At 59.6% G+C, this 12320-nt stretch carries 13 protein-coding genes; 3 read left to right on the top strand and 10 right to left on the bottom strand.

Going from position 1 to position 12320, the window contains the following annotated elements; translation table 11 throughout:
- Positions 1-410 precede the first annotated feature (410 nt).
- Positions 411-707 (top strand): hypothetical protein, encoded by a 297-nt coding sequence (locus PHP59_RS08330; RefSeq protein ID WP_300165940.1) that lies wholly within the window; start codon positions 411-413, stop codon positions 705-707.
- Here the strand turns inward: PHP59_RS08330 and PHP59_RS08325 are convergent.
- The 5 genes from PHP59_RS08325 to PHP59_RS08305 form a co-directional block, all read right to left on the bottom strand.
- Positions 704-1354: a TfuA-related McrA-glycine thioamidation protein gene (locus PHP59_RS08325; RefSeq protein ID WP_300165938.1), complete on the bottom strand. Its 651-nt coding sequence runs from the start codon at positions 1352-1354 to the stop codon at positions 704-706. The two genes, PHP59_RS08330 and PHP59_RS08325, sit on opposite strands and share 4 nt — an antisense overlap.
- Positions 1317-2528 (bottom strand): YcaO-related McrA-glycine thioamidation protein, encoded by a 1212-nt coding sequence (locus PHP59_RS08320; RefSeq protein WP_300165936.1) that lies wholly within the window; start codon positions 2526-2528, stop codon positions 1317-1319. Before PHP59_RS08320 ends, PHP59_RS08325 begins: the two co-directional genes overlap by 38 nt.
- A 3-nt stretch (positions 2529-2531) precedes the next feature.
- Positions 2532-2810: a ubiquitin-like small modifier protein 1 gene (locus PHP59_RS08315; RefSeq protein ID WP_300165934.1), complete on the bottom strand. Its 279-nt coding sequence runs from the start codon at positions 2808-2810 to the stop codon at positions 2532-2534.
- Between the two features lie 109 nt (positions 2811-2919).
- Positions 2920-3873 carry a hypothetical protein gene (locus tag PHP59_RS08310; RefSeq protein ID WP_300165932.1) on the bottom strand — a complete coding sequence of 318 codons (954 nt, stop codon included), beginning with the start codon at positions 3871-3873 and terminating at the stop codon, positions 2920-2922.
- A gap of 56 nt (positions 3874-3929) precedes the next feature.
- Positions 3930-4736 carry a nucleotidyltransferase domain-containing protein gene (locus tag PHP59_RS08305; RefSeq protein ID WP_300165930.1) on the bottom strand — a complete coding sequence of 269 codons (807 nt, stop codon included), beginning with the start codon at positions 4734-4736 and terminating at the stop codon, positions 3930-3932.
- Between the two features lie 130 nt (positions 4737-4866).
- Here PHP59_RS08305 and PHP59_RS08300 point away from each other — a divergent pair, with 130 nt between their 5' ends.
- Positions 4867-5676: a ZIP family metal transporter gene (locus PHP59_RS08300; RefSeq protein ID WP_300165929.1), complete on the top strand. Its 810-nt coding sequence runs from the start codon at positions 4867-4869 to the stop codon at positions 5674-5676.
- Between the two features lie 7 nt (positions 5677-5683).
- Here PHP59_RS08300 and PHP59_RS08295 read toward each other — a convergent pair whose 3' ends face one another.
- The 4 genes from PHP59_RS08295 to PHP59_RS08280 form a co-directional block, all read right to left on the bottom strand.
- Entirely contained in the window at positions 5684-7117 is a 1434-nt protein-coding gene (locus PHP59_RS08295) for an MATE family efflux transporter (protein ID WP_300165927.1), read from the bottom strand.
- 232 nt (positions 7118-7349) lie between these two features.
- Positions 7350-8759, bottom strand: coding sequence for an MATE family efflux transporter (locus PHP59_RS08290; RefSeq protein ID WP_300165925.1), 1410 nt, complete (start codon positions 8757-8759; stop codon positions 7350-7352).
- Complete coding sequence (locus PHP59_RS08285) at positions 8731-9216, bottom strand: MarR family transcriptional regulator (RefSeq protein WP_300165923.1); 486 nt, start codon at positions 9214-9216, stop codon at positions 8731-8733. The genes PHP59_RS08290 and PHP59_RS08285 overlap by 29 nt, the downstream gene beginning before the upstream one ends.
- A gap of 129 nt (positions 9217-9345) precedes the next feature.
- Positions 9346-9717 (bottom strand): PHP domain-containing protein, encoded by a 372-nt coding sequence (locus PHP59_RS08280; protein ID WP_300165921.1) that lies wholly within the window; start codon positions 9715-9717, stop codon positions 9346-9348.
- A 765-nt stretch (positions 9718-10482) separates the two neighbouring features.
- Here PHP59_RS08280 and PHP59_RS08275 point away from each other — a divergent pair.
- A complete protein-coding gene (locus PHP59_RS08275; RefSeq protein ID WP_300165919.1) occupies positions 10483-11553 on the top strand; it encodes a hypothetical protein in 1071 nt (356 codons plus the stop codon).
- A gap of 87 nt (positions 11554-11640) precedes the next feature.
- Here the strand turns inward: PHP59_RS08275 and PHP59_RS08270 are convergent.
- On the bottom strand, positions 11641-12320 hold a 680-nt coding region (locus PHP59_RS08270), incomplete at its 5' end, for a transposase (protein WP_300165917.1).

The following is a 12320-nucleotide window of genomic DNA, read 5'->3' as shown; positions in this document are numbered from 1 at the left end:
GGGGGGCGGCAATTGAACAGTATCCTTCAGGTGCCCTGTTGCAAGGAGAGGAATCAAGTATCCCTCCGCACTCAGGAGAACTGCAACGAGAAATTTTCATCACGTATGCTTGAGCCAGGGGTTCATGTCCGATTCTACAGAGCCGATTTTCGAGGTCCGGGGGCTGCGACCGAAGGGCGCATGAGAAGACCATCAGGTCTTCGATTTAGTCCCCCAGCGAACAGTAGGGGGAAGGCAGTGGGCCCGCGCCTCCCTTATGGGATCAGGGAGATGCATCGAACCGGGCATGAGGATTTTTACACTGCCGTTTTTCCCCTGAAAACCCGAATCCCTGCCATTTTAGAGGAGAAACTCCTCCCGGCCAGTATTTTTATAATGCCGAATGCACCTCTCCCTCCGGGGTCATGCAGATGACACAACAGATCATTACCGTCAAAAGGCTCGGCGTGGTCTCTGTCGGGATGTTTTTCGCCGTGCTGGGAACGATCTACGGGCTTCTGTCCGGTCTTGTCACCGGACTCGGTATCATTCCGGGGATGAGTATGGGGACGATCGCCTCGATCGGGGCGGTGGCGCTGAGCGCCGTGGCCGGTGCGTTTGTCTTTGCGATCGTCTGGTTCATCGGCGGGTGCATCGCCGCCGTCATCTATAACCTTGTCTTTGCGGCGTCAGGAGGGATCGAGGTCGAGATCGATGTGCACGGCTAACCCTGCCCCGCGATCTCCCTGATACGGCGGAGGCAGAGTACAGCGTCTTCCCTCTTCCTATCGACGCCGCCGGTGCGTGCGAAGGCGAGAAATTGCCCGGCCTTTTCCTCGCCGATCGCCGCTGTCGCCCCGTCGCAGACGGCCTCGTATGTCCGCTCGGGGAAATAGAGGGCCTGCGCTGCCTCCAGGAGGGCCGTGCCTTCTGCTGCGTCGATCACGCCCTCCTCTTCGGCCTTTCTGATCGTCCACCTGATATTGACCTGGGGTTCGGAGAGGGGCGTCCCGCTCTCAGGGTCGAAGACGAGGGCGACCTCGTCGTCCGAGACAAGGGTCCCGTCCCTGTATGCCTGGTAGATCTCGCCCACCCCCTCCATGCCGAGGCTGTCGAGTTCCGCGGCCCTGAGGGCCCCCATGCTCGATGCGCCGAGAACCCTCACACCCTTGCGGAGGGCATAGAGCACCTCCCTGTGGGCGACAGAGCACGCCTGGAAGAAGACCCCGTCGATGAGACCGATGATACGCGCCCCCTCGTCGGCTGCCTTCCTGATGTCGCCGCGTGCGGCCGGGGGACGAAAGTCCGCGTCAAGGATGGCGCGGCCCTCCTCCCGGTCAAGACTCGGACCGAGAAAGACGATGATTTCCGGCATGCCGGCACCGCGCTCCTGCCCTCTCCCTGTCCATTGCAAAGACTTCGAGGCCGGGCACGACCACCCGCACCACAGGCATACCGATCTCCGCCCGCGTCAGGTCGGTGACGATCACCCGGTCCAGCCCGACCTCCCTGAGGCGTCCGACGACATGGCCGATGTCGGTGAGGAAGTCGTCGGAGTCGAAGGACGAGACCGTGTCGATCTCCTCCTCGCCGTCGTCCGTGAACCAGTATTTGTTCAGCCTCTTCGTCCTCTCGTAGCCGATCTTCTTCCTGAAGTCGGCCTGGTCGGTGTCCTCCCGTGCGCCGTGGATCTGGGTGAGACGGCTCTGGGCCACCTCAGTGAGAGCCCGCAACACCGCGATGCCGGCGTTCGTGTGGGTGCCCATCCCCATCGTCAGGAGGGCCGGGTCCTTGAGCACCACGTCGTCGGCGACCGCCGCCATCGTCGGGATGCCGATGTCGCTCGTGATGTCTTTGAGGTGGACCTCGACGCCCGCCGCGGCAAACTTTGCGAGGAGGTCACCCGCAATCCCGTCCCTGATGCCGGTGACCGCAGGGCCGGTGTTCCTGGTTACCTCGACCAGGGACCAGGCGTCCCTCTCCACGATCTCCATGAGGGCGTGGAAGATCGCCTCCTCGCGGGTGTTGCCCGAGGCGATGCCGTTCGTGTTGGTCCTGAAGAGGTCACCGTGCTCGTGCCCGAGGGGATGGAAAACGGCATGGGCCGGGAGGAGAACGTCCTCGTTGCCGGCGATGTCATAGCCCCTGACCCAGGGGATGCACCTCTCCGGGTCTGCGTACGGCGGGAGGATGAGATCTGCCGGGTCGATGGGGTTGCCTTCCCTCTGCATCTCCCTGTATGTCCCGGTCAGGGTTGGCATGCCGTCCATCTCGGCCGAGTAGCGCTCGATCCCCTCCATCATCGCGGAGACCTCGGCCTCTGTCGGTGTCGCCCCTTTACCGTTGTACACCGAGATGGCGCCGTCTCCGGCCGTCGGCCTGATGCTGGAGAAGACCGGGATGCCGATGCGGTCGAGGTTCGTGATGTCTGCGACCCGCGTGATCCCGGCGGCCGGGAGTTTTTCCCTGACCCGCTGAAGCGTCTCCTCGGGCGGGACAGTCCGCTGGGTCTCGTGCCTGTAGGCTTTTTTGCAGGAGTTCAGTCTCATTCGTCATCCTCCGGCGACCGGCGGGAAGAGGGCGACCTCGTCCCCCTCGCCAAGGGCGGTGGCCCCGACCTCAGACCGCGGGACCCGTCTCCCGTTCTTCATCAGGATCACGTGGCCCTTCAGGTCGCCGTTCTCCTCGAAAAGTGCCTCTTTTGCCTGCACCGACTCTGCCCCGAGCAGGGCGAGCAGGGTGCTCATCGTCGCCCCCGCCGGGACGTCCATCGTGCGGTCGGCCCCGAGGGCCTCACGCAACTGTGCAAATGCTCTGACCCGAACGTTCACGTTTCTTCGCTCCTCTCTGCCCTCCGCGGGCGGGTTCACAATTGTTACTGGATCGGTATGCCCTTATCCGATAAATATTGTCATTCTGCACCGTGCCGGACGACGGTTATCACCTCTCCCGCCACGCACCTCGCACCCTCTCCCTGATAGCCTGCACGATCTTCCAGGAGAGGAGGGCAAGAAAGAGGGCCAGGATCAGGATCAGGGTGAAGATGATGATCATGGCGTCGGTGACCAGGAAGAGGGAGACCGCGACCATCACCGACTCCGAGATGCCGAGAGAGACGAGGACCGGGAGGATGACGGTGTTGATGAGGAACTCGAAGGAGATGACGAGGAGGACGATGGCGGCGGAGATGATGACCACCTGGACGAACTCCTGCCGTATCGGGCTCCAGTGTCGCGAGATGATGTTGTCCCTGATCTCGAAGCAGACGAGGACCGTGGCGCTGCCGGCGAGGAAGTGGATGAAGTTGGTGATCGGGAGGGTGTACGTCAGGATGAGGAAGACGAGGAGGTTTGCCAGGAGATACGCGAAGGTGATGACGAAGATGATGATGGAGAAGTTGTGGTGGATGAGGGAGAGGTACCCGGAAAAGTTGTTTTCTTTCCTGTTTGCGTCGATGGTCTGGACCGCCTCCTTCAGGACCGCATAGGAGACGACGAAGAGGATGACATAGGCGCAGATCACAGAGAACTCCATGATCTGCCCGAGGTTGAGGTTCAGGAGGATGTTCAGGGAGTCCCCTCCCGCCTCTACGGTCCGGGCGATGTACGTGACATTCCCGGCAAAGGAGACATTCGAGGGCACTGCCTCACCGCCGAGGGCGACGTCGCCGGCGATCTGGACGGTGTTTATCGGGTCGGTCGTCTTCGAGAGGAGGCCGGTCAGGTAGAAGGCGAGGGCGCCGAAGACGCCGAGCACGACAAAAAGAGATGCGTTCTCCAGGAGGTACTCCCTCACCGTACGGAGCGGGCGTCTGTCGCTGATGTCGCACGCGCAGCGGGTGCAGACCTCCCTGTCGTCCTGGTTGGCATAACTGCATCGCGGGCAGATCTTCATGGCGGGGCGGACCTGTCTGCCCCTGGGTGCCGGCGCTATATATACCCTGCCGCTTTTCAGGCCATCTGGTCCCGCTGCAGGATCCTGCCTGTGCAGCGTGCGATGGTCTCCGGCGCCCTGGGAAGGCCGGGGGCCGCAGCATACACGCCGGCATAGGTCTCCCCGAATGCCGCCGCCAGATCCCGCAGGAGGCGGGGGGCGTCGGAGAGGTCCAGGCTCCCGGCAAGGGTGCGGAACGCCTCTCTCCCTGCCGGCCCCATCCCTTCGACGAGGGACCGCGGCAGGTCGATGTGGGCGGCAGACCCCTGCTTCAGGACCAGGAGGGCTGCATATGCCGCGAGGGCCTCGTTGTACGTATGGTAGAACCGGTAGGCATCGCCCCTCCCCGCGTACCGGGAGGCGAGTTCGAAGCCTTCGAGGAACTCCTCGGCGGTCGCGGCGGTCAGGGAGGAGAGGTCGGTCTCCCTGCCGTCAAAGCACCAACCGGCGACGGTCGCCCGTGCCGTCCCGTCCTTATCGATCGGCACCGACCGTGAGGTATCCCTGACCCTCGACGCCCGATACAGCCCCTCCATCTCCGCGAGTGCGGGGATGACCGTGACCTCGGCCTTCAGATAACCGTCCCCCAGGAAAAAGATCCTCTTCTCCGGGATCGGGGCGAGGACGTCCTGTACCCCGGTGAGGGCTGCGGCCAGGTCGGGAAAGACGATTTCCCTCTCCTCCGCGGTGACCAGGAAGACGTCGACGTCGGACTGTTCTGTCGCCTCGCCCCGCGCCCAGGATCCGGTCAGGACCATCGCGCGGATGCCCTCTTTCGACTCTGCAAATTTCCTGATCTTGTCCAGGACTTTTTCTCCGAACATGATTGTCCCTCTGATCTCTCTGAGGCAGGGTATATCGAGATGATGGATCGGGGCGTCACAACCCTTATCCCCGGGTGCGTGAAACGCCCGGCCGTCCCGGGAGGTTGTGGCACGAAGGAGGGGGTGAGGCATGGTGATGGAGCAGTTCCAGGCCCTTGACCCGGTGGTGCAGGCCCTCCTTGCCGGCCTCTTCACCTGGGCGCTGACCGCGCTCGGTGCGGCGACCGTCTTCCTGACCCGCAAGGTCGACAGGAGGGTGCTGGACGGGATGCTGGGTTTTGCCGCGGGGGTGATGATCGCCGCCAGTTTCTGGTCTCTCCTCCTGCCCGCGATCGAAATGTCGGCCGGCACCGGCCTGCCCGAGTGGATACCAGCGGCGGCAGGGTTTCTTGCCGGCGGGATCTTTCTCCGGGGTGTGGACATGCTCCTTCCCCACCTGCACCCCGGCCTCACCCGTGCCGAGGGGCCGGAGACGTCCTGGCACCGGAGCACCCTCCTCGTCCTCGCCATCACCATCCACAACATCCCCGAGGGGCTTGCAGTGGGGGTGGCCTTCGGCGCCCTGGCGGCCGGCCACCCGACTGCGAGCCTTGCCGCCGCCCTCGCCCTTGCTCTCGGCATCGGCATCCAGAACTTTCCCGAGGGCATGGCAGTCTCCGTCCCCCTGCGGCAGGAGGGCCTCTCTCCTCTGCGCTGCTTCTGGTACGGGCAGTTGTCCGGGGCCGTCGAACCTGTCGCAGCGCTTGTCGGAGCGGCCGCCGTCATCGTCGCGGCCCCTCTCCTCCCCTATGCCCTCGCCTTTGCCGCGGGCGCCATGATCTTCGTGGTCGTCGAGGACGTGATCCCTGAGTCCCAGGGGCACGGCCATGCCGACCTCGCCACGATGGGCGCCCTCGTGGGGTTCGTGGTCATGATGGTGCTGGACGTGGGGCTGGGGTAAAAAAGGGTTATGTGGTCTTCGGCCCCTTTCCTGTGGCGATGAGCCGCGCGATATAGAGCCGCGCCCAGAGGTACCCTACGATGCCGCCGAGGATGTTCCCGGCGACGATCCCCCACCAGACGCCGGCCTCTCCCATGCCCAGGGGGACCGCGAGCGCCCAGGCGAAGACGGCGATGAAGACGAGGTTCCTGAGGAACTCGACGGCAAGGGCGAAGATGCCCCTTCCTGTCCCCTCGAAGACACCGGCAGACATCATGCCCGGTGCGATGAAGGGGTAGAAGAAGCACATCGTCATCAGGAAGGCGGTGATCCCTCCGGCAAGGTGCGTGCTCCCGGCCGAGTAGGTGAAGATCCAGGCGATGAAGGGCGCGAGGAACCAGGTGATGACGGAGAGGCCGAGGCCGACGAGGATGCCCGACCTGACCGCAAAGGTGTGGGCGACCGTCAGTTTGTCGTACTTCCTCGCGCCATAGGCAGCGCCTGATACCGAGACGACGGCGATGGACATGGCGATGAACGGGATCAGGGCGAAAAAGACGATCCGCCACCCGCCGGTATAGACGGCGACGGCATCGGGGCCGGCGACCTGCACCAGAAGGCCGTTGATGACGATCGCGGCGACAGACATCAGCACGAACTCCAGGCTTGCAGGGATGCCGACGGTGAGGATGTCCATGGTCGTGTGCCCGTTCGGGGAGAAGCGTCCCCGGTCGATGGTGATATAGGTGTCCTTCCTGACCAGAGACCAGTACAGGAGGAGGGCGCAGACGGAGGCCATCGAGATGAGAGTCGCCCACCCCGCACCGGCAATACCCATGCCGGCGCCGTAGATGAGGATGGGGTCGAGGACGATGTTGAGGACCGCGGAAGCGGCGACGGCGTACATCGTCCTCCGTGTGTTCCCTTCGGCCGTGAAGATGGCATAGAGAATGTCGGCGAAGAGGATGAATACGGTCCCGGCAAAGATGATGCGGCCGTATTCTATGGCATCTCCCGCGGTCTCCCCGGCCCCCAGGGCGAGGACGAGGGGTTCGAGGAAGAGGAGGAGGGCAGGGGTGACGATGGCCGAGAGGATGAGGACGATGGCGATGCCGTGCACTGCTGCATTGTCTGCCCCGGCTCTGTCCTCCGCGCCGATGCGGCGCGAGACGGCCGAGGTGACGCCTGCTCCAAGGCCGCTTCCCAGGCCGATGAAGATCATGAAGATCGGGGTGACGAAGCCGACGGCGGCGAGGGCGCCGGAGCCGAGGCCCGCGACCCAGACCGCGTCCGCGAGGTTGTAGACGGCCTGGAAGAGCATGGCGACCATGATCGGGCCGGCAATCTGTGCGATGGCTCTCTTCGGGTCGCCGGTGAGAACGGTCACGCCTTCGGTGATCGCGTCCTGGCGTTCTGTCATTTTTGCATCAGGCTGGGAGGTGATCGGGGTGGTTTCTGTCATACGTATCCTTCAAATCAGATGGTGTTCATGCAAATGTCTCAGGAAAAGATGGGCCGTGCCCTTCCTGAGTGTGCCCGGGCGGTACCGGGCAGGAGCGGATCATGTCGCCGTTTGTGTGCATAAGGTTTCCGCGGTACGATGCCGGCAGACCGCCTGGTGGGATCTGTCCTGCAGGGCGATAGCATGCCGCAGTCTGCCCTGCGGGAGGGTTCTGTCGGGCTGGAAAAAAGGGTTATGCGGTGTCCGGCCCCTGCTCGGTGGCGATGAGCCGCGCGATGTAAAACCGCGCCCAGAGGAAGCCGACGATCCCGCCGAGGGTGTTGCCTGCGACGATCCCCCACCAGACGCCGGCCTCTCCCATGCCCAGGGGGACCGCGAGCGCCCAGGCGAAGACGGCGATGAAGACGAGGTTTCTCAGGAAGCTGATCAGGAGGGAGGTCGTGCCTTTCCCTGTGCCCTGGAAGATGGAGCCAGACATGATGCCCGGCGGGACAAAGGGGTAGAAGAAGCACATCGTCATCAGGAAGGCGGTGATCGCGGGGGCGAGGTGGGCGCTCTCCGCCGAATAGGTGAAGATGAGGGCGATCTGGGAGGCGAAGAGCCAGGTGACAGCGCTCATCGCGAGGGCGATCGCCGCCCCCAGGCCGACGGAGAAGGTGTGGGCGGTCTTGAGCCTCTCGTATTTTCTGGCGCCATATGCGGCCCCGCTGACCGAGACCACCGAGGTGCCTATGGCGACGAAGGGGATGATCGCAAACATCACGACTCTCCAGCCTGTGGTGTAGACAGCGACGGCGTCGGTGCCGGCGACCTGTACCAGGAGGCCGTTGATGATGATCGCGAGGGCCGACATCAGGAAGAACTCCAGGCTTGCCGGGAGGCCGACGCCCAGGATGTCCCTGATGACGCGGAAGTCAGGCGAGAATGCTTCCCGTGAGAGAGAGACATAGGTGTCCTTCCTGACGAAGAGCCAGTAGACGAGCACCGCGGAGACGGCCGCGATGGAGATGACGGTGGCGAGGGCCGCACCGGCGACGCCCATACCCGCGCCGTAGATGAAGATGGGGTCGAGGACGATGTTCAGGACAGACGACACCCCCATCGCGTACATCGTCCTCTTCGTGTCGCCTTCGGCCCGGAGGATTGCATAGGCGACGTTGATGAAAAAGCTAAAGACCGTGCCGGCGAAGAGGGTCTGGCCGTACGCCGCCGCGAGTTCGGAAATCTCGCCGGCGCCGAGGAGGGCGGCGACCGGCCCCGCGAGGAGGATGAGGGGTATGGTGAGGAGGGCCCCAAGGCCGAGGGCGAGGAGGACGGCGTGGACTGCGGTGTTGTCAGCCCCTGCCCTGTCCTCCGCGCCGATCCGGCGGGCGACCGCGGAGGAGGCGCCTGCCCCCAGGCCGACAGCGAGGCCGGTGATGATCATGAAGACCGGGGTCATGAAGCCGACGGCTGCGAGGGCGTCCGAGCCCAGGCCCGCGACCCAGACGGCGTCGGCGAGGTTGTAGGTCGAGAAGAGGAGCATCGCCGCGATCATCGGGATGGAGAGCCTGATGATCGCCTTTTTAGGGTCGCCGGTGAGGAGGGCGACGCCTTTTGTCGTCCCTGTTCTTTCAGAGTTTTTCGTGCCAGTGTCGTGCATAGTCGGTGTCCCCGCCTGTCTGTGCGAGCCTGAGGCTGTTGTGTGCTATTTTTCTGAGGAGGGCCTCTGCCTGTCTGCGCTCCTCGTCGGTGAGTCCTGCAAATACCTCCTCCTCCCACTCCCGGTCGATCCTGATGATCTCAGGGACGATCTCCTCCCCTCTGTCTGTCAGGAATATCTGAACGGCCCGGCGGTCGTCGGGGTCGATGGTGCGGTTGATATAGCCCGCGTCCTCCAGCCTCCGCACGGCCCGCGCGACGGTGCCCTTGTCGACGCGGAAGCGGCGGACAAGTGTGTCCTGGGTGATGCCCTGCTCGTGGGCGAGGTGGAGGAGAGTGAAGAGTTGCCCTGAGGAGAGGCCGAACCGCTTCATCCTCTCGTCGATGACGATGTGGTGGGTCCGGTGGATGATGGAGACGAGGGCCCCGAGAGGGACTGTCTCGCGATGCGGTTGCATGGGATCAGGTGGGTGCCAGGAGGGGATAATGGTTGTGCGTGCAACTGTTGTGTGTGCAACTGGTGCCGCATCTTTTTTCACCTCTCCCGTAGTATCTGCCGGCCGAGGTGGATCTGCGATGCCAGATGGTCAGAGAGGGTCGCCCGGGAGGCGTGGCGTGCCCTGCCGCGAGACGAAATGCCCGATCATCGCTGTCTCACGGTGCACGGAGAAGTACAGGAGGAGGTGGGGGCCGTCGTCCGCGCTCACCTCGATGCCCGTGCCGGCCTGGCACGCCTCCAGGGCGCCGCTGACCCGGGTGTGGTCGGTGATCGCAAGGCCGATGCCCTGCCGTGCGGCGATCTTCAGGGCGTCCCTCACCCGCGTCGGGGCGTCCGAGTGGTTGGTGTGGACGTGCAGGTCGGCCGCGAGGAGGCCGGGGCCTGAGAGATCCTCTCGTGCGGGCTTTCTGAAGAGGATCTCGCAGGGGTCTGGCCTTAGGGGGGTGTTTCTGGAGTGCATTGACTGGTATGCGTGTCTCCGCGGGGAGGAGAAAAAGGGTCGGATCGGGGTGGCGTGGGTTCTGGAGGATCTGTGGGCTGCGACGATCTGTGCATCAGTCTGGACCGCGTCTTCGTGGGGGACATGAGCCGGGAGACACCCTCACCTCGACCCTCATGATCAACGTCTATACCATGCCGGAGGACATTGCGAAGATGCAGTGGATGACCCTCAAGGTGGCCGCGGCCAGGAATGCACATCCTGTCGTCTACTGAACTCCTTTTTTTTGTGCCGGGTTTTGTTCCATTCGACATTACAGAATCTGGTCCCTTCTGGAATATTGAAAAATTTCGATTTTGGTCCAACTATTTTTCATACATTCAAGGAATTGAAAAGAAGATCACTTCTCTCTTTTTTCGTGACTATCCATGGCCCTTCGAATACTGTACAAATTGATCGGGTATTGTTTTCAATTTTCACAGTGCCGCATATTCAGCACATGGCATTTTCATATGGGGGTTAGCGTCGTACGACGTGAGTTTCATATCGCAGTGTTATGTGCCGCATTTTGCACTGTCGGTGTCCGATATACGTGTTATCGTCCATTCTTTCTGTTCGTTGTACAGGTATCATGTTTTCTGGTGTACTGATCTTTTGGTTACTTATTCGGCCATATACTGTTTTTTAGATCTCAAAAACGTCAAAATCGATGATCGAAATAATCTAATTTTATTTTTTGTATCCGTTAATATTTATATGTGGTCGCAGTTAACAACGCCGCTAACTATGGGGGGAACCACAGATCCCAAAATGCCAAAAGTGAAACTACCTCCCAGGGATGCGATAAGATATACGTGGCTACTGACAAGTTCGTTCTATGAGAACGATCCGTTTCGAAAAGAATTTCATGAAATTATCAAATCTCAGTTTAACGGACTAATAAGACATGTGAAATATAATGTTGAGATCTCATCCAAGGAAAAAAAATACACGGACGATGCACATTTTGCCATACAATTAGCAATATATAAGATCTATATTTTGTTTTTAAAACGGAATATTAATTTTAAAGAAAACAGTAAATTAAGAAAAGCCTATTTGGGAGCAATTGAAGATAAAATTTCATTTGGGACAGATCTTAAGGACTCTTTAAAAGCGATTCCCACCATTGCAATAACATCCGCCACTGGGATGACTTTATTGTTTGTATCAGAAAAATATGGTGTATTAAAACTTAGTAATATATCCAGTATCGCTATTAGTGGATTTTTTGTCATACTCGGCTATCTCATCTACTGGATTCTCTTAAATCGTAGCAGTAAAAAGGCATTGATTTGTTATATCCAGCGAGAGTATGAAGGAAGTATGTATTTTTCAAGTTATATTTTTGAAGTCCGGGATATTTTAAAACGATTATATGTTGAAATTGAAGGAATTCACAAGAGAGAATTTGACAAATATTCTGGGGAAGGTATTAATGAAAAGAATTTGGAGTCTGAATCAGGAAAGGTTATTGATCGAGTATTGAAGCTTGATGATATGATAACCAGACCTTGCAAATATGCTGATGATGATCTTTTCAAGAATAAGATATCTCCAGAATTTTGGGCGCTTTGCGAAACTGGTTTTATATATGGCTTAAACACCTTTAGAGAAGATATTTGTCCAAAATCAAATGGCCGATATGATAGCGAACCGAGATTTATCTGTCCAAATTATAATTTGAAAAAATGGGAAACATTCCAAAATGTGATTAGTGATTATTTCAGCGAGTGGGGAGGATTGATAATCATTTTGATCCACATTCTGATCCCCTTTATTGTTCTCATTGGGGTTTCTATATTGGTTCTGCAGTAAATATATCTCGCATCAACATATCTCAATAAAATGATTGTATTTATGTTCTTGTCAACTACCCCGGCCTGAAGGCCTGGGCTTGAGACTCTATCGTGTCGATAGTTCTCGTATGGGTGGCTGACTGCACCCCTGCACCTCCAGGGTATACCTGTAGGTGCGTGCTCTGGACTCGATGTTCCGAGCACCGATAAGGTCGGCATGGAGCGAGTGTCCGCAGCATTCACAGACAAACGATCTTCCATTCCGATTGTTTTTGCTGATGTGATTGCATCGAGGACAGGTCTGGGAGGTATAGGCCGGATCGACATAGACCGTCGATATACCCTTCTCCCGCGCCTTGTACTCGATGAAGGACTGGAGTTCAAAGAACGTCCAGGAATGGTGGGTGCCCCTCTGCTTTTTGGAGGTCTCTGTCCGATCCCTGATCCCGGTAAGATCCTCCAGCCCGATCACATCAACCTTGTTCTGAACGGCAAAACGAACGATCTCCTTCGAGACGCGGTGGTTCATATCAGTCATAAGCCGTCTCTCCCGGCCAGAGAGATGCTTCAGCATCCTCTTTGCCGACCGGGTGCCCTTCGACTGCAACCGTTTCCGCATAGTAGAATAGATGTTGCGGAGATCCTTGGCTTTCCCGCCACAGAAGAACCGACACTTCTTGTCGGTCGTCGAGGCGACGGCAAGGAAGTTCTGGCCTACGTCTACCCCCATGAAGGTCGAAGACTCCGTGACCTCACGGGTTTCTACGTCCTTTTCACAACAGAGGT

The organism is Methanofollis sp. (assembly GCF_028702905.1).
Lineage (GTDB): Archaea > Halobacteriota > Methanomicrobia > Methanomicrobiales > Methanofollaceae > Methanofollis.
The sequence above is the reverse complement of the archived record's forward strand: the minus strand, read 5'-3'. Positions and strand labels throughout refer to the sequence as shown.